Source organism: Paenibacillus harenae DSM 16969 (assembly GCF_000422465.1).
In the GTDB taxonomy this organism is placed as follows: Bacteria; Bacillota; Bacilli; order Paenibacillales; family Paenibacillaceae; genus Pristimantibacillus; species Pristimantibacillus harenae.
Map to the genome: position 1 here is coordinate 92,456 of NZ_KE383843.1, position 22,925 is coordinate 115,380.

General features: G+C 47.9%; 20 protein-coding genes and 2 pseudogenes. 4 read left to right on the forward strand and 18 right to left on the reverse strand.

Translation table 11 applies throughout. The annotated features are described in order from the left end of the window. Positions 1 to 18: 18 nt before the first annotated feature. From H581_RS0119985 to H581_RS0120045, 13 genes are all read right to left on the reverse strand, one after another. On the reverse strand, positions 19 to 810 hold the full coding sequence (locus H581_RS0119985; protein WP_036719475.1) for a sugar isomerase domain-containing protein: 792 nt from the start codon (positions 808 to 810) through the stop codon (positions 19 to 21). A gap of 24 nt (positions 811 to 834) precedes the next feature. Further along, complete coding sequence (locus H581_RS0119990) at positions 835 to 1,611, reverse strand: SDR family NAD(P)-dependent oxidoreductase (RefSeq protein ID WP_051251100.1); 777 nt, start codon at positions 1,609 to 1,611, stop codon at positions 835 to 837. A 17-nt stretch (positions 1,612 to 1,628) separates the two neighbouring features. Further along, positions 1,629 to 2,603, reverse strand: a complete 975-nt coding sequence (locus H581_RS0119995) for a phosphotriesterase family protein (RefSeq protein WP_051251102.1) — start codon at positions 2,601 to 2,603, stop codon at positions 1,629 to 1,631. Positions 2,604 to 2,628: 25 nt separating this feature from the next. Then, positions 2,629 to 3,585 (reverse strand): ROK family protein, encoded by a 957-nt coding sequence (locus H581_RS34665; protein WP_051251104.1) that lies wholly within the window; start codon positions 3,583 to 3,585, stop codon positions 2,629 to 2,631. 195 nt (positions 3,586 to 3,780) lie between these two features. Further along, positions 3,781 to 4,509 (reverse strand): GntR family transcriptional regulator, encoded by a 729-nt coding sequence (locus tag H581_RS0120005; protein ID WP_028611572.1) that lies wholly within the window; start codon positions 4,507 to 4,509, stop codon positions 3,781 to 3,783. Between the two features lie 175 nt (positions 4,510 to 4,684). Further along, the gene (locus H581_RS0120010) at positions 4,685 to 6,091 is read right to left on the reverse strand and encodes a glycoside hydrolase family 88 protein (RefSeq protein WP_028611573.1); all 1,407 of its coding nucleotides are present in this window, start codon (positions 6,089 to 6,091) and stop codon (positions 4,685 to 4,687) included. Between the two features lie 27 nt (positions 6,092 to 6,118). Further along, positions 6,119 to 7,123, reverse strand: coding sequence for an NAD(P)/FAD-dependent oxidoreductase (locus tag H581_RS0120015; RefSeq protein ID WP_028611574.1), 1,005 nt, complete (start codon positions 7,121 to 7,123; stop codon positions 6,119 to 6,121). Positions 7,124 to 7,180: 57 nt separating this feature from the next. Then, positions 7,181 to 7,543 carry a Rieske (2Fe-2S) protein gene (locus H581_RS0120020; protein WP_245600099.1) on the reverse strand — a complete coding sequence of 121 codons (363 nt, stop codon included), beginning with the start codon at positions 7,541 to 7,543 and terminating at the stop codon, positions 7,181 to 7,183. A gap of 4 nt (positions 7,544 to 7,547) precedes the next feature. Continuing rightward, positions 7,548 to 8,633, reverse strand: a complete 1,086-nt coding sequence (locus H581_RS0120025) for an amidohydrolase family protein (RefSeq protein ID WP_028611576.1) — start codon at positions 8,631 to 8,633, stop codon at positions 7,548 to 7,550. Between the two features lie 256 nt (positions 8,634 to 8,889). Further along, positions 8,890 to 9,717, reverse strand: a complete 828-nt coding sequence (locus H581_RS0120030) for a helix-turn-helix domain-containing protein (protein WP_028611577.1) — start codon at positions 9,715 to 9,717, stop codon at positions 8,890 to 8,892. A 463-nt stretch (positions 9,718 to 10,180) separates the two neighbouring features. Beyond that, entirely contained in the window at positions 10,181 to 11,194 is a 1,014-nt protein-coding gene (locus H581_RS0120035; RefSeq protein ID WP_028611578.1) for a zinc-dependent alcohol dehydrogenase, read from the reverse strand. Positions 11,195 to 11,222: 28 nt separating this feature from the next. After that, positions 11,223 to 12,098, reverse strand: a complete 876-nt coding sequence (locus tag H581_RS0120040; RefSeq protein WP_028611579.1) for a sugar phosphate isomerase/epimerase family protein — start codon at positions 12,096 to 12,098, stop codon at positions 11,223 to 11,225. A 12-nt stretch (positions 12,099 to 12,110) separates the two neighbouring features. Then, a complete protein-coding gene (locus H581_RS0120045; protein WP_028611580.1) occupies positions 12,111 to 13,076 on the reverse strand; it encodes a zinc-dependent alcohol dehydrogenase in 966 nt (321 codons plus the stop codon). A gap of 152 nt (positions 13,077 to 13,228) precedes the next feature. Between H581_RS0120045 and H581_RS36570 the strand changes: the two genes are divergently transcribed. Beyond that, positions 13,229 to 14,041: an AraC family transcriptional regulator gene (locus tag H581_RS36570; protein ID WP_028611581.1), complete on the forward strand. Its 813-nt coding sequence runs from the start codon at positions 13,229 to 13,231 to the stop codon at positions 14,039 to 14,041. 31 nt (positions 14,042 to 14,072) lie between these two features. On the opposite strand, the pseudogene H581_RS39840 reads toward H581_RS36570, so the two are convergent. Both H581_RS39840 and H581_RS34675 read right to left on the reverse strand, forming a co-directional pair. Further along, positions 14,073 to 14,267, reverse strand: a pseudogene (locus H581_RS39840) (ulvan lysase-like protein); the annotation flags it as partial. Positions 14,268 to 14,336: 69 nt separating this feature from the next. Continuing rightward, positions 14,337 to 15,479: pseudogene (locus H581_RS34675) on the reverse strand (IS3 family transposase). A 38-nt stretch (positions 15,480 to 15,517) separates the two neighbouring features. Here H581_RS34675 and H581_RS36575 point away from each other — a divergent pair. Together H581_RS36575 and H581_RS0120070 are read left to right on the forward strand one after the other, a co-directional pair. Then, positions 15,518 to 17,398 carry a sensor histidine kinase gene (locus H581_RS36575; protein ID WP_156889646.1) on the forward strand — a complete coding sequence of 627 codons (1,881 nt, stop codon included), beginning with the start codon at positions 15,518 to 15,520 and terminating at the stop codon, positions 17,396 to 17,398. Then, positions 17,398 to 19,014 carry a response regulator gene (locus tag H581_RS0120070; protein ID WP_028611583.1) on the forward strand — a complete coding sequence of 539 codons (1,617 nt, stop codon included), beginning with the start codon at positions 17,398 to 17,400 and terminating at the stop codon, positions 19,012 to 19,014. Before H581_RS36575 ends, H581_RS0120070 begins: the two co-directional genes overlap by 1 nt. Positions 19,015 to 19,040: 26 nt before the next feature. Here the strand turns inward: H581_RS0120070 and H581_RS0120075 are convergent, their stop codons facing one another. Then, entirely contained in the window at positions 19,041 to 19,784 is a 744-nt protein-coding gene (locus tag H581_RS0120075; RefSeq protein ID WP_028611584.1) for a phytanoyl-CoA dioxygenase family protein, read from the reverse strand. A gap of 168 nt (positions 19,785 to 19,952) precedes the next feature. On the opposite strand from H581_RS0120075, the gene H581_RS0120080 reads away from it, so the two are divergent. After that, on the forward strand, positions 19,953 to 20,786 hold the full coding sequence (locus H581_RS0120080) for a helix-turn-helix domain-containing protein (RefSeq protein ID WP_036719478.1): 834 nt from the start codon (positions 19,953 to 19,955) through the stop codon (positions 20,784 to 20,786). 61 nt (positions 20,787 to 20,847) lie between these two features. Here H581_RS0120080 and H581_RS0120085 read toward each other — a convergent pair whose 3' ends face one another. Together H581_RS0120085 and H581_RS0120090 are read right to left on the reverse strand one after the other, a co-directional pair. Further along, positions 20,848 to 21,042, reverse strand: coding sequence for a fibronectin type III-like domain-contianing protein (locus tag H581_RS0120085; RefSeq protein WP_028611586.1), 195 nt, complete (start codon positions 21,040 to 21,042; stop codon positions 20,848 to 20,850). A gap of 11 nt (positions 21,043 to 21,053) precedes the next feature. Further along, a complete protein-coding gene (locus H581_RS0120090) occupies positions 21,054 to 22,925 on the reverse strand; it encodes a glycoside hydrolase (RefSeq protein WP_036719481.1) in 1,872 nt (623 codons plus the stop codon).

Genomic DNA, 22,925 nt, shown 5'->3' on the forward strand with positions numbered 1-22,925 from the left:
TCTTCCCTCCGCTGTTAATCATATTGATCTGGTCGTACGCCAATATTCCTCATAGGAAGCATTAAAGAGACGGTTGGATTCCTCATCTCCTACGAATATCGAACTCGTGATCACTTTCGGCGGTTTCCCTGCATCCGTCAGTTTCTGCGCGACTTTACATTTAATCAGATTGACGATAACCGTATTTCCTATCGTAGATCCAGGTCCCACAGGTGTCTGCAGGCCGTCGATCTTGACCATCGCATCTCCCGGAACGGCGCCGTTGTCGATGACAATGTCGGCAAGCTCGAACAGCCTTGAACCCGAGCTGTGTTTGGAGAGACTCTGCCGGCTGTGGCCAACGGAGGTTACCGCAATGACAGGTATTTCACGTTCCTTCATGGCTAAAGCGATGTCGATTATGACGCTTCCTGCCCCGCTATGCGAGAATAGGATGATGCTGTCATGAGGTCCGTAGTGAAAATTGTCCGCAATGACGCGTCCAAAACCTTCCACGTTTTCCAGAAACATTGCCTGTCTCTGTCCGTTGCTTCCCACCACCGCATGGTGGTTGGTCAGCGAAAGCTCAACCATAGGATGGAAGCCGGGAAAGCTGCCGTAACGGGGATACATTTCTTCTACCGCCATCCTTGAATGCCCGCTTCCGAACAAGTGGACCAAGCCGCCGTTGTTGATGCTGTTAAAGCAAATTTCAGCAGTTCGGTTAATGACATCCATCTGCGTTTGTTCAACGCGCTCGATCACTTTTTTGGCTCCATCCAAATAATCGGTTTCCAATATGCTGTAAGCTTCATTAATAGGTTTAGACATTTTTTTATTTCCCCTTTGAGTATGTTATTGTGCGCTCCAGCCGCCGTCGACCGGCAGCGCGATGCCCGTTATAAATTTGGAATCCTCGCTTGCCAGAAATAAGATAGCCTCCGCTACGTCGTCCGGATAACCAATATGCGGTGCCAGAGGCTGAAATTCGGTTAATGCTTCTCTTATAACCGGATCGGATACGGCTCTCTGGGACATCGGTGTATCGAGCAATCCTGGACATACGACGTTGATTCGAATGTTGTTCTTCGCATAATACACCGCCGCCGACTTGCTAAACGATATGACGGCCCCCCGACTGGCAGCGTAGGCATGCGTAGTAAAGTGCGCTCTTGTGCCAGCCATGCCGAGTACCGAAGAAATGTTGACAATGGCTCCCTTTCCTTGGCGCTGCATCTGTTGCAGCGCTATGCGATTGCTCTGGTAGACGCTCTTGACGTTAGCGTTCATGGCTTGGTCCCAGCCCTCCTCGGTGCATTCGTCAATAGGACCATCCCCGTACCTTCTTGCGCTAATTCCAGCTGCGTGCACAAGCACATCCAGGCGTTCGAAGCGCTGTTCCAGCTCTGCGGCGATGTTGTCCATGTCTGCTGTTGCGGCGGCATTTGCCTTTAAATAGACGACATTCGGATTGGACAAAATATTCCGCTGAGCTTCAGAGAGTTGATCTTCCGATTCCAAACCGACTGCCGCTACCCAAGCGCCTTCCATAACGAACCGTTTGACCGTCTCAAGTCCGATTCCTCCGGTACCGCCGACAACTAGAACATACTGGTTACTAAAACGCATCATGTTATCCAACCTTTCCCCTATCGTCGCAATTGCTTCACAGAATAAGCCTCTGCCGGATTGTGGCGCAGCAAACGTCCCAACTGATCGGCGGTCAATCCTTCTGCTTGCAGGCGGGGGACGAAAGACGCCAGCAGATGCGCCATTCCCGGTCCGCCTCCGTATGCTTTCCAATAGGAGCGCAGGGCGAAATCCGTTCCCAGCAGCAGTTGCTTCTCATGCCCTGCTTCAATTAATTTAAGAATTAATTCCACTCCGTGCGAGTCGGAATGGTATTTGATTCGCGAGGCATTGTCGTATTCCAAGTAACAACCGGTTGCCGCCAGCTCCTTGTGCAAGTAAAGATCCGGATTGCGATCCATATGGCATATAATTACATTTTTCGGATCGACGCCAAACTTAGCCAGCAGCTCTATCTGCTCCATACCGCAGGTTCCGTGCTCCGTATGGGTCGCGATCGGAACACCTGTAACCAGATGGGCAATGGCCACCGCTTCGAACAGTTTCCTTGATACAGGTGCAATAACGTTATAATCGGAGGCTCCTTTAAGCACTCCGGCTCTTGCCTCCAACCGGTCCACCAGCGGTCCGTTGTAGCTGTGACGGTCCATTCCGGTTTCGCATTCCGCGATGAGCAGCTCTGCAATTTTATCCACCGGATAATGATAAATCCAATGCAGATCGTCATAGTACATCGGCTTATGGAAGCCGGTCACCGCAATAATATGCGCCCCTGTTAGACGGGCTAGCTCTACAAGCGCTGACGGGTTCCGACCGCAGTCGAGCGGCATATAATCGACAAAGGTCTGCGCACCGTATTGCATGCAGTCCTTCATCTCGGCCGCTGCGTAATCAAGCCGGTTCAGCAGCAGGTCTTTATTTTTCATGACGCCTAACCCGCCTTGAATAATCAAATGCTCATGGGCATATACAATTCCGAGCTCCTCAGCAGGCACATCGCCTAGTACCGTTCTTGCCATTCGTTGCTTCTTCAAAAAGCCCACCTCCGTGTATCTAGCCTTATCTCGTTGACATTGCCCAAGCAGCGGCACCGACAGCGCCGGCATACGTTCCGAATTCCGCTTCTTTGACCGCAATGCCGCCTAGCGAAGGCGGGAACAAAATAACCTCGCGTTCCAAGCCATTGCGCACCAATTCCAGCAGCATTTTGGAGCGGGCTACCCCGCCGCCGATAATGACAGCTTCCGGATTGAGCAAAGCGATGCTGTTGCGAATCGCTTGCACGAGGCCATCCGCCGCTTCCGTTAAAATTTCAATCGCATGCCGGTCGCCCCGTTCTGCTGCTTCGCTTACGATTCGTGACGACACCAGACCCATATCGCCTTTCACAAGGTCCCGTATAAGCGTGGGCAGCCCTTGCAGGATGGTACGGACAGCAGCAGAAGCAATTGCGGGACCGCTGGCAATGGTTTCCAAGCATCCCCTGTTTCCGCAGCCGCAGCGCAATCCTCCAGGACGAATAACTTGATGCCCCAATTCGCCGGCAACGCCTCGGCTGCCCATGATCAGCTCTCCCTTGTGAACCACTCCTCCGCCAACGCCGGTTCCGATTACAAGAAAAACAAAGTCGGAGCAGCCACGGCTTGCCCCCGCCCGAAGCTCGGCATAAGCAGCCGCAGCCGCCCGCGCATCGTTGACCAGTTCCACGCTCCGGCCTGTCATTCGAAGGAGTTGGTCCTTTAACGGATTCCCGCTCCAGTCAAAAGGGAAATTCGGAAGCAGCAGCACATGCTCACGTTCCTGGTCCAACACGCCAGGTACCGCAATGCCGATACTCTGCACGCTGCCTGGGGAAGCTCTCTCGCAATCAAGAATCAATTCCGACAGATTTGCAGTAACTGCTTCAACTCCTGCTGCCGCGTTCGTCTCCGTTTGTCGTTCTTGCAACACCTTTCTGTGTGCGTCAAGAATGACCGACTTTATATGAGTCCCTCCCAAATCGATCCCTAAATGCAATGGCAAGCGGCTCCTTTCTTCCTTCTTTCGTTATTTCGATTGTACGTACAATCGTATATTTGTTTTAATTATAAGTTGCCTTATCTGTTTTGTCCAGAACATATTTCGTTTGTTCGTACAAATAAAAAAGACCGATTATCCTCAAAAAAGCAAGAATAATCAGTCCTATCTTTCACTGCACTTTGTATCCGTGATTCAGCCTCGCTTAAGACGAACCTCGTAGGAGTATTTGTCCGCTCGAATCATACCTTCTTCATAAACGAGCGGCGTGCCCTCTTCATCGAAAGCGGTTCTGCGGAATCGCAATCCGGGAAAGCCGGAATCGACGCCCAAGAGCTTCGCTATATCTCCTTCCAGAACGGCTCCCTCGATCACATGCAGCGCTTCGCTTACCGCTCTGCCGGTTTGAATCTGGATCTGCTCATACAAGGAACCCGAATAATCCATGTCCAAGGTCATTCCTAATGTTGATGGCAAATAGGATTGAGAATAAACAATCGGGTTCCCGTCACCGGTACGAATTCTGTTAATCAGCAGCGTTTCTGCGGATTCTTTAAGGAGCAATGCCGCTGAGATGTTTTTTGGCGGATTTAACAAGCTGACACCTAAGAGCCGAGTGCCCGGAATCATGTCGCGGCGTCTCATTTCTTCGCTGAAGCTTATTAATCCAAGCAGATCAACCTTTACTTTCTCGGAAGCGAGATGAATCCCTTTGCCCGTTATTCTTGTAATATGACCGCCGTTTTCCAACATCGTAAGCGCGTTTCGTATCGTTGCCCGGCTGACTTTGAACCTGGATTGCAGCTCTACCTCAGTGGAGTAAAAGTCGCCTGGCTTTCGGCTGCCATCCGCAAGCTCGGATTCCAAAATCTGATAAATTTGATAATATAACGGTATAGGCAAATCCCGGTTTAGTGTATGCATCGGTCACCTCTGCTTAAGCTATGCTTTCGTATCAGTCGTAATAGGAGTATCCGTTACGTTTGTACGAACAATGTTAACATAGTTTTCAGATGTTGGAAAGGAACAGTAACCGCGGCTTGCATTCACTGAAACAAAAACGCGGGCCGGATGCGGCTCGCGTTTTTTTGTTCGTCACCTATTGTGGTCCTATTGCTGCAAGCAGTTGCCCCAACAAACCCATCGTCATTTGCGAAATGACCCTGTACCCGCTCCTCTGCAGCTCTTCCCCGTTCTTGTTGCTTTGGGCCGTTCCTGTTACGAGTCCGTCAGGCGTTAAATAACGAAGCAGCGAGGTCGCGGACAACGTCGCATCGCCACATTCGGAATAGGGCCGTATGCCAATCCGGCTGGAGATGGCCGCTGCCGCTGCGATTCCTGCAGAAGCTGACGTATCAACCCCGGTCACGGGTTCATCAAGGAAACAGCTCCATAGGCCATGCTCGTCTCGGAAACGATAGGCTTGCCGCAAGGTATGAACGAATTCCTCCTCTATCAGCTGCTCTTGGTCAGCGGTCAGCAGTCCCTTGCCCCGAAGCTCCTCAAGCGAACGGATTAGCCCGAGCAGATGCCATGCGTAAGCTCTTCCCCAATTACGGAAAGTTCGAGTCCCGTCGTCCTGTCGTCTCAGGAACAGCGCCCCGCTTTCCCATAGAAGATCTCTTCGCAGTATCAGCTGCTTGAACGCGATCTCAGCCAGCTGCTTGTCCTTCCTCCTTGCAGCGATGACAGCAAGCGGATAACCAATCGTATAGCTGCCTTCCGCAGATAACGTATCGCCGTCTTTAATGATTCCGTGTCCATCGGCATGAGATGCCATATACGCAACAGCCTTCTCCACAAGAGGATGGGTCGGCTCAAGCTTTGTCAGCATCGCGATCGGCAGTGTCGACTCGATTCCATAGAAGGAGCCGTCGCACGGCCGGCTTCTCGGATCCTCATAAATCAATTCGTTCTCCTTCACGTACAGATCCAAATGCTTCCGAGCGGTCGCCGTAAATCCCGAATCCATTAGGCCATCCAGCACGCAGCCTTCCATCCAGCCGAACTGCTGAATGCTGGCGAGCGAATCCAAGCGTTGATTGAAGGCCGCGGCCGCTTCGCCGGAACTTCCTATCATCAAATGAGGCATTAATACAGGCTCGCGAAGACCGGCTGCCTCATCCTGCACGAAAAACCAAAGCGGCGAATCCCCTTCTGTCATTCGAAGACCGATGCCTTTCTTCACGGCAGCCAGTGCAGCGCTTAAAGGCAGCGGCAGCTCATACAATTGAAAAACATGCGCAAATCGGATATCCAGCGTGCCCAGAACGGAGCCTGTACCCAAAGCAAACACTTCGATCCGTTTGTTATCCCTCACGTCAACGGCTACCGTGATCCGAAGACGGGCATGGTCCGATAATAACGCGTCTTGCCGCTCCCAATGCAGCTCGGTGACATTCCCTTCGCCAGGAACGACTGGCTTAGCTGCCCATCCGAACGGTACCCGCAAGCCTACTTCAAGAACGGCTTCCGGCGATCTGACATGACCCGCGACGTTATGCATGCTGCTCACTTCCCCATGTTCAAAGTATTAAGCTCGTTTCATGTTGCTGCTATGCCCCGGAGACAGCTTCGCATTCGGGTCAACATACACTTTGGCATTATTTATGGCGGTCGGCGCTTCTCCGAATCCGACGGCAATCAGCTTCAGCTTGCCTGGATAAGTCGTAATGTCGCCTGCAGCGAAGATGCCCGGTATACTCGTCTCCATACGGGTATCCACTGCTATGGAACCGTTCTGAATGTCTATTCCCCACTCCGCGATCGGACCGAGCGACGATATGAAACCGTAGTTTACGATAACCGCATCTACCTCGTGGCGGGATTCTTCATTCGTCTTCACATCCAAGAGAGTCACCGCCTCGATCCGTTCATCGCCATGCAAAGCAACGATTTCTTTCGGCGTAAGAACGCGAACCTTGGAATCCATTAACGATTGCACGCTATGCTCATGCGCACGAAATTTATCCCGGCGATGAATCAGCGTCACTTGCTCCGCGATCGGCTCCAACATAAGCGACCAATCGACCGCGGAGTCCCCGCCTCCGCTGATCAGCACCTTCTGGCCTTTGAAACGGTGGAGATCGTCTACGAAATAGTGCAAGTTTATGTTCTCGTACTTAGCCGCCCCGGGAAGCTCAAGCCGTTTCGGTTCAAAAGCTCCGACTCCGCCCGTGATGATAACCGCTTTGGCGAAATGATTGGTCTTATCTGTAACGACTTCAAACAACCACTCATCATGCTTGATTACGTTCAGCACCTTCTCTTCCAGACCGATATCCGTGGAGAAATGGCTTAATTGTTCCTTTAGGCGATCAACCAGCTCCTGCGCTGTCACTTTCGGAAAACCGGCAACGTCATAGATATACTTTTCTGGATATAGAGCGGCAAGCTGCCCGCCAAGCTGCGGCATGCTTTCCAGAAGCTTTACCGTTGCCTGGCGCATACCGCCGTAGAAAGCCGCGAACAAGCCTGCCGGACCGCCTCCGATGATCAGAATGTCAACCGGATTGCTTCTTGAATAAATACTTATCATTGTAGTAACCTCCATCGATCCTAACCGTATCTTTGTCTAGTCGAACTTTCGCCCGTCCTACATAACGACATACACGAGCCCGTCTTCTACCTCGACCTTGTAGCCTCTTAACTTTACCTTCTCGTCAACCAAGTGCTGACCGGTCCATAAATCAAACTCCCAGCCATGCCAAGGGCAGCGAACGATTTCCTTGTCTTTGCCGTATTTGTACTCGTACACCAATGACGGCAATCGGGTGCCGCAAACCGGACCTTCGCACACGGGAGCGCCTGCATGGGGACAAATATTTCTCCACGCCATAAACTGTTCTCCTAGCGCAAATACGCCTATTTCCATTCCTTTGAGCGTAACGATTTTTCTTCCCGCATGCCGAAGCTCCTCGACCGATGCCGCTTCGTAACGATTTTGTGTTTTTTCCATCGGCTTAGGCATCCTCCTTGATGACTGGAGCTTCATGCAGACCGTACAGCTCGATCGCATTATCCGCCAGAATTCGCTGGCGAAGATCTTTGCGAATCGGCTGCAGCGCCATCTTCGGATTATCAAAGTCCCAGTGCGGATAATCGGATGAGAACATGACGGTTTTGCTTGCATCTACCATGTCCAGTATTTGATTCAAATGCTCCGTATTCTCCGGTTCTTCGATCGGTTGTGTCGTCAATCTAATATGCTCCTTGATATATTCGGACGGCAGACGCTTCAGCCAAGGCACAAGATCTCTTAGCCCCTTGTAATTTTTGTCCATCCGCCACATGAGATGGGGAAGCCAGGCGATCCCGCCTTCAATGGCGACAAACTTCAGCTTAGGAAACTTCTCGAATACGCCTTCGCATACCAAAGAATTGACGTGGGCCATATAGTTGATCGGAAGAATGTTATGCCATTCGAAATAGGACGTCGGATACCCGGAAGGAGTCGGCGCGCCCGATATGCCTCTGCCTTCCGTGCCGGGGTGAACGGCGACAGGAAGACCGTTCCGTTCTGCCGCTTCATAGATCGGATGGAAAAATCTTTGGCCGTATAGCATGCGGGAGCCGCTGCACATAATGACCTGCACCATATCCTTATGGACCGCCATGCGGTCGATTTCTTTCGCAGCTGCCAGCGGATCGGCATGATTGATGAGAATCGAGCCTTTATATACCGGACTCGCCTTCAGCCAGGTTTCGACCAGCCAATCATTGTAGGCGCTCGCGACCACGTTGCCGTAATCCGGGTTCGGATTTAACGATATGCCGAGAATGCCTGAACCAGTGAGGATGCCATAATCAATGCTATATTTGTTGAAATGATGCTGAAGCATGTATGATGGATCGCTCCCGGGAATGCCGCCTTCGGGGGTCTTTGCATCCGTGCGAAGCACGCTTAGGGGCGAGTGCCAGCCTCCACCGTAACCAGGACCGGCTGAAAGCCAATATTCATGCCATACCCGGGGCAGGTATGGAAGCAAATCCTTTGAATGAGCAATTGCATTATGAACGTCGGCATCAATGATTTTTGGTTTAGCCATTTTTCACAGTCCCTTCGCATTACGTTTTTGTAATCGTTTATAATTACACTCTACAACGCGGGGACGGATAGGTACATGAAGAAAAGTTATGACAATCTGGATTTTTGTTAGATTAAACAAATCGTCTTTACATTGCGATTTCATTTAGTCTTTCAGTCTCTTTCAGAAATAATCTGGAAAAAATGAAATCGCTAATTACATTGATTGTTTCCACGCAAAAAAAAAGCCCTGCTATTGGAAACAGAGCTTCATACGATTAGGACTTTCGATAGTCCCGCGGAGACATTCCCGTCTCCTTCTGAAACAGTCTGGAGAAATAAAAGGAATCCACAAACCCGCTTTCTTCAGCGACTTGTTTTATGGAATGAGCAGAGTTTCGAAGAAGAAGCTTGGCATGGTCGATTCTGATTTTGTTTAAATAGCGGATCGGGCTTATGCCAGTATGCTCCCGAAACAAAACGGAGAAATAACCCGGAGAGAGCGATACGTGGTCAGCCATACGATCTCGAGTAAGTTCTTGTTTATAATTCGATTTCATATATTGGATCGCTTTCCGGACGGCAAATTCGGATGTAGAAGCATCCTCTGTTATTGGCCCCAATTGATGAATCATTTGAAGCGCATTGAATAGCTGCAGCTTTACATACCAGTCATAGCCATTGTTTTTTTCCGACCAAAGCTCATATGCCCTTCGAAATGCCGATTCTATCGCCAACTGCTCGGAACCGACGCTGCGAAGCTGCAAGGGTAGCTTGCCCGATGACTCTCTGCTGTGCATTTCACCGCCGTCCCAATAGACCGTCCGATATTGAAACTGGAAGGAATAAAAATGAAGGGGCTCCGACTTGCTGGACGTTAACAGCATCGGCTCGCCCGGCCATATTTGAAACAGAGAGCCTTTGGCTAGTGTGCGCTCTTCTCCGTCAAACTGCAAAACGCCTTCTCCTTCGTACACGTAACCTAGCGAGTGCAGTCCCGTCCGCTCCCTAACGATTTGATAATTCAATACTTCCCACACATGTTTGTTTCTATTAGCCACCTCAATGATGCGGGGGGTAAAACCGCTGAAAAATTCGTAATCCATCCGTGTCACACCATTCATTCTAGACTGTCGATTCATTATTGATCATTCCAACCGACTCCTAAGCACTGCCCTCCATTGCATAGGGTTGTTACGTTTTGCCTGTATTTCATACAGTCAAATCGGGCTCATTCGCCGATAAAGTGACACTTGATTGGAAAACATACAGTCTAATCCGGCATTCTTGCGCCCATCAGCCCGTAGGCGTCCATTTGACTGTACCAAATCCAATCAAACCTTGTATTCAGCTCGTTACTAGCCTTTTGATTGGATGAAATCCAATCAAAAGGCTAATACGACTCTAAAAGAACCAAATTAATGACAACATGGAGACGAGATCTTTTAATAGGGTCGTAATCATGTATAAGATTTCGGTATAACGAGTAAATCGACAGGTTCATTCTATAATTAAATACGTTTATTGCTGCGTGCATCTATTATACCTCAAACGTTGTTCCTATCTCCCCTAACGGCTTGGATATAATACGACTTTAATTACATCATTCATATGGTTGACGCACAAGTCAAGGCCGTACTCAAGCTCATCGAAGCCGATCTCATGCGTAACGAAAGCATCGAAGTTAATTTTCCCTTCAGCAACCTTGTCTACCGCGAATTGGAATGCCTTAAGCTCGTCGGCTTGCGAACCGTATACTTGCAAGGTATGAGCGAAAGTTGCTTCCTTGCGAAGCAACAGTCTTGGATTCAGACGGTGATTGTTCTCAATACCTTTGGCATCCACGAACAGCCCCGTTATTCTGCCTCTCATCTTGAGCGACTTCAGCGCCATGTCAAATGCGTCACGTTCCGCGCTCCGATCCTCTGAGATACACATCACAACAACGTCCGCGCCTTTGCCGCCGGTTTGACTGCGAACCGCTTCTACGATTTGATCGGTCGTCATTTCTGAACGATTATAGGAGGCATCCGCACCAATCTCCAATGACTTTTTCACGCGGAATTCATGGACATCGACGGTTAGCACTTGATGAGCTGTCAGCTTTGCCGTCGCGGCCGCTGTCAGACCAAGCGGGCCTTGTCCCACGATTAGCACCGTCTCGTGAGGTTTGATTTGAGCAGGATGCACCGCAGAAACATAGGCGCCGTGGAACATTTCCACCAATGAACGCGTTCTAAGAGGGATAGATTCCGGCAACCGCACCCATAGGTCATCTGTCGGTCTAACAATCGTATATTCGCAGAATGCACCGCGCGGCGTGTATAGGGCAATAATATCTCCGAGCTTGATATCCTTTACATCCGCACCGATTTCAATGGCTTCGCCTGCAACCTCATGACCTAGAATTTGCGGATAAAAATCGTGGAATCCGTCGAAATCCCCATGATAAATATGGTTGTCCGTCGCATTGCATATGGACGCGACTTGCACCTTGAGCAAGATTTCATCGCTTTTTATTTTCGGAATATCTATTTCCTTAATCTTAAGGACGCCTGGTTTTTCAAGAATAGCTGCTTTCATTATATATACCACCTCTTCGGTTATAGGGTTAGAAATATCCGCGTTCCCTGACGTATGCGGTTTCAACTTGCAAATAATGCTCAGCCAGCTCCGGCTTCGTATGCGGCTCAATCGTGCAGTAACCGCTATAGCCGTCCTTGCTTAAACGATCCAGCATGCCGTCTATGTTAACCGCCCCCTCTGGAAGCGTCGGGTAATAAATATAGTTCGGAGCAAGCGGACCGGTCATGACTGATCCTTTGCTCTTCTCCGAATGTCCAAGCGTTGGATTGCAGATGCAACCGTTCTTCAAATGCACATAAGCGATATGCGGCTTTAGCAGATTGTATGCGAACGGAAAGCCTTCCTGCCCAGCGTGATAATAATTGGCAGCGTCATAATTCGTCTTGAAATTCGGAGAATCCATGGCCTTAATAATCGACAGCATGCCTTCAGGCGTTTGCGTCGCGTCATGCGCCTCATTTTCCAGACAAAGCACGATGCCTTCGCGCTCCGCTAAGCGCAAAGCAGGCGTCATGGCTTGTTTAATGCGTTCCAGATCAGGTACGATATTGAGCGACAGATTATAACAGTAATGATTCACGAGCTTTGCTCCAAGCTGTTTGGCTACCTCTACCGCGCGGACAAGTGCAGCCGCATATGTGCCGAGGTCAGCGGAAATAACGGAGTGAAACGCGGCAGACATCGATACACAGCTGACGGAGAACCCGAACTGATCGAGCACCTTCTTGGCTGATGAAACATCACGTCCTTCATAGGTATCCGGACATACCTCCTCTTCCAGAGCAGCGATGTTTCCGGGCCAAATTTCTATTGTCTTTACCCCGTACCGGCTGATGACTTCAAGCGTCTCCTCTAAATGATGCGTTTCTGCAAAAACCTGACCCGATATGGCCAATTTCATTGTCTGTCCTCCTTACTGAATGTCTACCAACAGCTTCAAATATTGCTCAGGATGATTAACGACCAGCTCCAGCCCCTCAGCTACCTGATCCAACGCGACCCTGCCGCTTATTAACGGAGCTAGGCTGAGTTTCCCTTGCAACGCGTAATCTACCGCCTTTTGCAAATATTCCCTAACGAGTTCAATATCGTTAACCGGACCGCGCATCGTCAACTGTTTGCGCTGAAAATGATAAATATCGATCATTCTGCCCCGCTGAGGGTGTCCGTAAGAGATGAGCGTACCTCCTTGGCGCATTACTGCGATAGCATCACCTATCGTTGGCGCTCCCGGCAATTGGTCGTCTGCATAAGCATCGATCACAATATCCATCTCGCCGAATTCACTTATGACCTGTTCCCTAACGGTGCCGCTGTCGTTATTGAATACGCCGTCGCATCCTAGCTTTAAGCCGAGCTCCCGGCGCATCGCATATAGATCCCATCCGATAACCGTTCCCGCTCCCATGTTTTTGGCCAGTTGAGACATTATTAGCCCGCTCGGGCCAAGACCCACGATCAGTACTTTATCGCCAGATTTTATTTCTGCTGCTGCAACCGCACGAATCGCTGCTCCTGCAAGCTCGAATAATGGTCCCTCGTCATCGCTGATGCTGCTTGGCAGCTTGACCATAGCCACTTGTTCCGGCTTGACGATTACATATTCAGTGAATGCGCCGACTGTGAACCACCATGCGACGCGGTCGCCAACCTGAAATCGGCTCACTTCGCTGCCGCATTCCACGATCGTCCCGCAAGCTTCATGACCGAATACAATCGGGAACGTATCCCAATGTGCTCCAGCCATAATGGCTGGATCAGAGCCGTTGCAAATGCAAGAGGTTTTGAGCTTAATGAGCACATCCTGACTTCCGCATGGCGGAATGGGGATCTGCTCCAGCTTCAGCACCCCTGGTTCATGTAGAATTTGAGCTTTCAATAGGTGACCTCCTCTAACTTTGTTTGTATTAATCGATTGTGATAGGATTAATCATATAGACAAAAAACCTCGTTTTAAATGAACTAATCATTATATAATTTAAACTTTTCCTTTGTAAATCGTTCGAAACTAGGATAGGAGCTGAAGAAGCAATGACCATACAAAGCCATATCAAATTGTTAGGCATTGATACGCCCCACCGAAGCGACTTCGTCGTCGATCGGCCTCGTGGCGAAGACTGCTACGTCCTGCTCTGTTTTTCCACCCCTTTTTTCACCCGTACCGTTGCGGGGATGGAACTCGGCGAGCCCGGGGATTGCCTCCTATACGCCCCCTCGTTCCCGCAGTATCACGGGACACCGGCCGGCATGAAAGAAGGCTTCCGCAATGATTGGGCACATATTGAGGGCAGCGGCGTGAAGCAGCTTGCGCAGGAGTGCGGTATTGCCCTTAACAGTCTAATCCGCACGGGTGAGAAGCATTTATTGTCCGCCAATTTCCGTGCCATCGAAGCCGAGCTAGCGCATAAAAGACCGTTCTGGGAACAAAAAATAGATATTGAGCTTCAAGATGTCATGTGCACGATTGGCAGGCAGCAGCAGCTTGTTATAGAGATGGAGCAATATACGCCTACGGAGAGGGAGTTCAAGAAGAAATTCATTGAAGCTAGAGTTGCGGTCCATGAACGATACGCAGAGGAATGGAACGTAGAACGGATGGCCAATCTTGTTAATTTAAGCCCGGAACGGTTCTCGGTGCTGTACCAGACCTTTTTCCGAACGAGTCCAAAAGAAGACTTAATTGCGAAGCGCTTAGAGGAAGCCAAAATCCGCTTAATTAACAGCAACGACAGCATTGAAAAAATTAGTGCGGAATGCGGATTCAACAGTATATACTATTTTTCTAGATTGTTCAAAAAGCGAGTAGGCTGTCCTCCGGGCTATTATAGAAACAGAATGGAATAACGAACACACCTACAACGCCTAAAAAATTATACTAGTCCGAATGTTCTACCCGTATACGAAACTCGACCTTGTCCGATATCTCGAATTCTACGTATAGCGGCACAGCCTCAAAGCCCGGCACATGGTTGAACACACGTTCACGATCGCATTCCAGCCGGTGAATGGGCCTGGAGGCTCTTACAGAAATACGAAGATTGTCCCTATAGATGTCCACTTCTGCAACAAGCGGCTGATTGACCTTGCCTTAAAAAAGTAGACAGTAAGAAAGCCTCAATTACAAATATTAGTTTATTCATTAAACCGCCTTGGATAGCTGTAATGGCGGGATATATCCGTTAGAGGAGTGCCCTCCTCCGATTATAGAACAGCTCGATATACTCAAATACAGCTTTCTTAGCCTCAGCCCTAGTCTTGAATTTGCGCTCATTCAGCCATTCCATTTTGAGCTTACCCCAAAAAGATTCCATCGGTGCATTGTCATAGCAATTTCCTTTGCGACTCATGCTGCAGATGAAGCCGTGTTTCTTCAGGAGACGTTGGTATTTCTTGCTGGCATATTGAACGCCACGGTCAGAATGAACAATTAAACCTTTTGTTGCGTCTGTGCGGCCTACTGCTTGTTCCAACGCAGCATAGACTAGCTCCGTCTTCATGCGGCTGTCCATCGCCCATCCAATGAGAGAGCGGCCATACAGATCCATGACACCAGCAAGGTATAGCCAGCCTTCATCGGTGGGGATATACGTAATATCTGTTAGCCATTTTTCGCATGGTTTACTCGATTCAAAATTCTGATTCAGAAGGTTATCTGCTACCGGTAGATTGTGCTTAGAATTTGTTGTAGCCTTATATTTCTTGACCACTTTAGACCGAATCCCGTTTGCCTGCATAAGGCGGGCTACACGGCCTCGACTAGCTTTCAGGTCTGCCGGTAAATTCTTGGTGATTTGCGGAGACCCATAGATCATGTGGCTACCTATGTGTATGTTTCGTATCGTATCCAGCAGCTTCCGGTTTTCAATACTTCTATTGCTTTCTGGTCGTTTGATATAAGCATAATAGCTGCTTCTAGAGACGTTTAAAGCCTGGCACATCTTCGCAATCCGAAATTCGAAGCGGTGTTCATAGATGAACTTAAACGTGTTTATTTCAGATTTTTCGCAAAGTAGGCTGCCGCATTTTCTAGGATTTCATTTTCTTCCTTTAGATCAGCAAGTTGCTTACGGAGCTTACGCATTTCCTCATCTTCTGCCTTAAGATTGCCGCTGCCTGGGAAGGCACTTTCTCCGTCGCGTTTATAAAATCTGACCCAGTCCCTCACCGTTGTATAGTGTACACCCAGCTCCTTGGCTGTTTCTGCAACCGTTGATTCTTCAGCCAAGATACGCAGGACTACCTGCTCCTTAAATGCTTTATCGTACTTCTTCCCTTGTCCCATAGTGAACCCCTCCATGATTTATTATAGAGGTTTTCTCTGTGTCCATCTATTTGGGGCAAGGTCATGGGCTTGGGATTATTCTCCGTGAAAGGAAGCGAGTCATGCAAGGGCTGCGCAGTATTTATGATTTGATCTTTAATAATATCAGCATAAGGACAAGATTGCTTACTTATTTTCTAGCTCTGGTGCTTCTGCCTTCCTCTATTATTATCGTGACCCTTTATAATGCTTCATCCGTTAACAACGAAAATATGAAAAATTCCATTGAACGCAATATGACGATGATGGAGCTTAATTTAACGAAGAGTGTTGATGAGATTGACAATATGACGACCAGCATTTACATGAATTCTGAGCTTCAGTCCATCCTATCCTCCGACAAACCAGCAGATGATTACGGCCTGATTAACGAGATGACTCGATTGAACGCGATGCTGGCAACATATAGCTCCAATGAGCGGACAGATAACAAGTTTCAACTCGAGCTCTACCTGATGGATCGCTCCGAGTACAGCCGGTTTTCATTCATCGGGAATATTTTTAACATAGAGGTCATTCAGAATCTAGACTGGTTTCAATCCATTCCATTCAAGGAGAAATACAAAGTGCTTGGCTTATACAAGAGCGGTGACAGCAGCAAAGACAACTATTCTATCAGATTTGTTAAGCGGCTCTATGCGCTTGATGATTTGTCATTGACCTTCGCGGGCCTGCTCACGGCCGATGTAAGCATAAATAATTTCAATGAAACACTGCTTACGATGAAGCCTTCTGTCAATAGCCTTGTCTATTTGGTCAATGAAAAAGGAACCATTATGGCAGGATCGGATATGAATGCAGCTAATGAACCGTTTAAAGAACTGATTCCTATTCATCATTCGATCTTGTCCGGCAATGGGGCATTTATGGCATCCGTAATGCCTGTGAACGGTGTATCTAACTTAGTTGCAAGTAAACATTTACCTACACTCGGTTGGGAAATCATTACCCTCACCCCCGTTATGGACTTAAACGGACCGCTTGTTTCCCTTAGAAAATTGATGGTTCTGATTGTGGTGGTTAGTATGATACTTGCCCTATTGTTGTGCCTCGTGCTTTCTAATTCAATTACGAATCCGATTCGTAAATTTATAAAATCGATCAGGCAAGCAGAAGAAAATTTATATAACGTTTCGATGGATTATAAGCGAAATGACGAGTTCTCCTACCTCTTCCAGCGCTTCAACCAGATGATTCAACGTACGCGGGATTTGATTGACAGGCTCTATATATCGGAGGTTACTAAGAAAAAAGCGGAGCTTGAAGCGCTTCAGGCTCAAATTAATCCGCATTTCTTATATAACACCTTAGATTCCGTTAATTGGATGGCGCTAAAACACAAGGCTCCAGAAACTAGCCAGATGGTTACCTCGTTGTCTGACTTTTTTCGGCTAAGTCTGAACAAGGGCCAGAGCATGATCAAGCTGGAGGACGAGCTGAATCAGGTCGTTTCCTATTTGACGATACAAAAAATAAAAATGAATCAAAAGCTATCTTACAGCATTCAAGTTTCACCAGAACTATATTCCTATATTACGGTAAAACTGCTGCTGCAGCCGCTTGTCGAGAATGCGATTATCCACGGATTCGATAAAACGAACGGACGAGGAGACATTCGGATTCAAGGAACAATCCACAAGAAACAGATTATTCTACAAGTCATTGACAACGGTTCGGGTAATATGGATACGGTTGCAAAAATAAACGAGCTGCTCGGAACTGAGAATGAAGGCAACACATCTTTCGGCATACGCAACGTAAACTCACGGATCAAGCAATGGTTCGGCGATGAATACGGCCTTCATTACGAAGTGAATGAGGATGCGGGGCTAACAGCAATCATAAACATACCGGCCAGAAAAACAATGGAGGAATTATAATGCTAACTATGATCATTGCCGATGATGAAGATATTGTACGTGAAGGACTCAGCTTGGTGATCCCATGGTCGGACTACGGCATTGAAATCGTTGGACTTGCAGATAACGGAGTAACGGCTTACGAGTTATGCAGAGAGCTTCAGCCGGATATCCTGTGTACAGATATACGAATGCCGATGATGGATGGACTGGAAGTGGCGCAAAAGCTCTTGGAGGATGCGAGCGGGACGCGCGTTATTCTCATCAGCGGAGTTCAGGATTTCGAATATGCCAAAACGGCCCTTAGTCTCGAAGCTGAGGCATACGTGCTTAAACCTGTGAAAATTCCGGAACTCATTGAGGTCATTCAGAAAGTGACTCACAACATTCAGATGGAACGAAGCCGTGTTCAGACGACGGAGCGTCTTCGCAAGCAGCTGCAAGACAGTCTGCCTGCACTAAGGGAGAGGCTTCTCGTCCAACTTATATCCGGTTATTATTCAAACGAATATGAAGCTTATGAGAAGGCCTCTTATTATCATGTTCCCTTTCAGAAGGGTGAACCGGTCATTGTTGGCCTGCTTCAGCTTGATGATTATAAAACAACGCTTGAAGCCTATAATGAAGAGAAAAAACAGCTTCTATTTTTTGCTATTCACAATGTTGTCAGCGAATTGCTTGGTGTTGCAGATTCAGGATTTGCTTTTGCTAATACGTTGGAGAACGAATTGGTTATTCTTTTTAACTGCAAATCCATTCAGGGAAACAGGCATATGATACTGTGTGATGAAATTGTGAAGTGCATCGGGCAGTTTGTTAAAGTATCGGTTTCCATTGGCATGGGCTCTGCCGTCACGTCCATACTTGATTTAAGCCGATCCTATCAGGAAGCAAGATCTGCCATTCAATATACTTTTTTCTCAGGGAAAAGCTCTGTCATCACGATCGATGATTTAGATCAGAATTTGGAAACAAGGGAGCATTACAGACATATTTATCAAATTGAGAATCAGCTTTTGACGATGTTAAAGCTCGGTGATACAGATCGTGTTATTTCACTTTCTGACACCATGTTCAACGATGTTATTCTTTCCAACATGAGCGTAGAGCAGGTGTATAATCTATGTACAGAATTCATCTTTCATTTGGCTCGCAATTTGCATGAGCTTGACGAATCGTATGAAGCAATAATCGGTACTTCACTTAACGAAACATTAGAACAGATTAAAGGAATCGGTAATATTGATACGCTTAGGGTATATATTGCAAATCTGCTGAGCATTACCTCTACCTATTTCTTCAAAAAACATCATTCCAAAAACCAGAAAATTGTAAATAAAATTAAAATGTATATTGAAACGAATTACATGGAAAATATAACGATTCAGCAATTGGCTGAGGAAGTATACCTCAGCCCCAAGTATATGTGCCAAATTTTCAAGAAAAAAAACAACGAAACCATTATTGAGCATCTTACAAAGCTTCGTGTGGAAAAGGCGAAAATCCTAATGAAATCGCCGGATTTGAAATTGTTTGAAATTGCCGAAATGGTCGGATTTGAGAATGCCACGTACTTTACTACCGTCTTTAAGAAGCTAACCGGCATGATTCCCGGGAAATTCCGCGAGTCGCTTTAAACGAGTGTTAAAAACCTTTAACCGGTTTATACTAACGGATATTTCTGACGCAAGTCTTCCCGGTGCAGAACATTCGAATCCTCGCGGATATAGTGGCATACATAGGAACGGCGCCAACGATCCTTGCTTCTATTCTTATTCGAAGAGTGGATCAATAGCTCGCTGAAAAACAGGATATCTCCCTTTTCCATAATGACTGGAATTTGCCTGCTCGTGTCCACGCCTTCGGTTTCTTCCGTCCACGATTCATGCTCCTCCAGATTTTTGACAGCGCCGTGCGGCAACAGGCCCAATTTATGTGTCCCGGGCATTACCCAAAGACAACCGTTTTCTTCGTCTACGGATTCCTCCATGGCTGTCCAAGCCGCGATCATCGTCATCGGATCGTTCTTAATGTAGTAGTAATCCTGATGTGAGGCTTGGCCGGGAGAGCCGGGTTCTTTGTAGAAATACATGCTCTGAACGCAAACGGCTTCTTTACCCATTAGCTGTGCAAGAGCTCCTCTAATGACAGCATTTTTCATAAGTTGTCGGGAAAAGCTATCATGCTTATGCGGATTGAAAAGGCGCAGCGCATACTTTTTGCTCTCTTCTACAGCAGCCCATTCCGGCATTGGATTCTGGTTGCGAATATCATAAATGTGTCCGTTAAATGCATCGATAAGATCGTCGCTCATTCCTTTGCGGAATAGAAAATAACCTTTCTCCCTAAAAAAATCAACATCCTCCAATTTCAGCGGCTGTAGCGGCGGCACATACGTCGTGTTCATTTCTGATCTCCTTTCAAATTTATCTTTATCCATTCAACATGATCAGCATATCTCGGAAATGCTGTCGCGACAATGACTGCAATTATCAGTAATGTGTCTGTAATTGACATCACATGGAGACGGAACTACAATTACATTTGAAGCTTGAGCCAGGAAGGTGAATATTTTATGACCCTATCGCCAGCCCCTGCTATTTCTTTGGAAAGCGTACATTCGGTTACCGCAGGTTCAATCGTATATCCGCCCGGCGGACGATTCGGTCCGCGAATTCAGCAGGACATACAGCTTGTTATGCTCTATACCGGTTCTATGAATATTGTTATCAATGGACAGCTTCTAAGCGTTCAACCCGGCTGTGTAGTCAAATTAATGCCAGGCCGGGAAGAAGCCTTTGCTTTCGCAAAGGCGGAAGATACCTGGCATCGTTGGGTTGCTGTTCATGTACAAGGTTTGTCTGAGGAGCTGTACGCTTTTCTTGACGGACTGCCTTCCGTTCTTCCATTGACAGAGGAGATGAATCGATTAACGGACTTGATTCTGACTCTCCAGCACAGCTCATATTCTGATGATCCAATCATTTGCACGCTTGGTTTAGCGGCACTTCAGCTGTATCCTACGGAATCTTTGCGATTGGTGAACGAAAGGGAAAAACATCCATCCGTATATAAGGCCATTTCGTGGATGCAGGAAAATTATGCGAACGATATATCTTTGCAGGAGCTGGCTGTACAAGCGGGCGTCTCTTCCGAGCATCTCGTACGCTTATTCCGTCAATACGAGAACGACACGCCAATCCATTATTTATGGAGCTTAAGAATAAAGCAGGCAATTAATTTGCTCGTTCATACCGGGTTGACTATAACTGAAATCTCCGAACGCTGCGGCTTTAAGACGACCCATCATTTTTCACGACTTATCAAACAATCGACAGAACTTACAGCTTCTCAAATACGGCAGCAATCCTGGAAGGGATTAAGAACTAGCAAGAACCGTATACGATAAGCAATAGAAATAAAGCAGGGGATCGGCATTTGCCTGATCCCCTTTCATCTTCTCTTACGTTCTAATCAACGAACAGGCTGATTGCTTGACGGATATCCGAGGACGATGCACCCCGCATCAGCAGAAACTCGCCCGGCTCCACGACCCATTCCATGGATTCATCAAGCAGCATGAGCATCTGGGGCGTCACGGTAAAGGTTTCTCTGGATTGGCCGCTCGGAATGTGAATTCTACGGTAATGCTTCAGTGCGATCAACGGAATACTTATCAGAAGAACTGTTGACCCTCTCCTTTATTGGATAAGGTGAGGAAGCCCCTCGCTGGAATCGTTTGACCTTCGAACGAATAGGGCTTGTCTCCAAAGTTCACCACAGCTCGCTTTCCTGAGGAGAACCGGGATTCCTGTACGCTGCGGTCTTCGCTGACAAAGCGGTGGGTTAGCAGCTCATCGTAGCAGATTTCCTGCAGCCACGGACAAATGCGATTGTAACTCTCAATAAAGCTAACTTGAAAGCTTTCCCACCGGTCTTGATCAATGGACCATAAGGGAGCCGTTCCGTACAAAATATTAAACAGATCCTTTTTCCACCATATTTCCGGATTATGATGGTTGCAATCCTCCCAACGCCAAGATGTGACGACCGCATCGTGATATACCAACTCGTACAACGGAACCCGCGTATATTCGTTAATGGAGTATTGCAAATAAGGTTCCGGCGCCGTTCGCGCGCCTAGCATGATCGACGGTCTGGCATTGTTCTTCCAATCCCCGTAATGATAAATAGTGCCCTTCTCGTTGATTTCGGAACCGAACCAAGTACGCTGAAGCGTCATCATGCCATGCACGTATACACCGTGCGAACCGGTAAAGTCCGCTCCGAATTCTCCGCCGAGGAACACGCCGTATTTCTCCTCGAGCAGCTCGTAATTTCGAACAATCGCTTCTGCGTATTGCTGGCGGGACAAGGGATGCTCCGGATGGTAGCATTCGTATATGCCGTTGGCTTGATACACATCCAGGAAATACGTTTCATGCGTATAGATGCTGGTCTCTCGTTCAACCCGCTTCATCATCTCCGGCCTAACCGCCTCCGGACATACATACGTTCCGAACTGGTTAACGTAGGTTGTGCCATCCCGCTTTCTTGACACAAGCTGATCGAACAAGCCGGGGTATACATTGCGTTTGAGAGGAATTTCTTTTAAACGGACAGCTGTCTGTTCGGAATCCGGATGAATGTCGGTGAAAAGCTCGTAGCCTCCCGTTCCGTAGCCAAGCTCCTTCAGCTTGCTGCTGTGATCACGTTCCGGATACGGCAGGTGATTGGCATTCCAGAGAAATAAAGCTTTATCGATCCCGGCTTCCTTTAACCGCTCGGCAAAGCTCACTTCACGCGCCTTGTCCCAAATGTAGATGTGCACGGCTCCTAGCACTTTCTCGATAGCCGGGAACCGCTCCTGGTTTTCCCTGAGGGTCAATACGTTATTTTTCGGCCAAATATAGGATCTGTATTTTTTGCACTGAGCAATGTAACCGCCTTTATCGAAAAAGACGTACCGGATTTTGCGTTCGTAGCCGAACTTGCCCATTGAACTAAGCCAGACGGGCGCGAAGGTGATCAACTCTTGTTCGCGATGGAGTGAAATTGCCGCATCGTAGGGTGTTTCAAAGATGGCCATATAGCCTGTTTCCATCGACGAATCCGTGATGCCGATCCAGGCCATAGCGGCGCCCCCGCCGCAGAAGAAGATAGGTTGCTCCTCCAGCGGATAGAAGTTATCATCCACGGGAAGCAGCAAGCCTTCACTATCCGTCTGAAGTAAGTAATGGTTCCTATCTGGGGTGACAAAAGCAGCGGGGAAAGCTAGTTTCTCAAAGGAAGCGTCAAGATCCGCTGTAATGGTGTAGCTAAGCTCCGCATCAGCAGTAAGCTCAATGATGACTTGAAGAGGAAAAGGCGCATGCATATCTAGGCACAGAGAATTGCCGCTTTGGGTAACCCGGCTTATTCTTTGACCTTCGCCAAGCGGCATCTGCTCCCATGTTTTCAGGCAGCGTTTATCGGTGACGACGAGCCTATTGTTCTCGCTATTAAAAACAACCTCGAGATATTCGTTCGATAACGTCCACTGATTCAT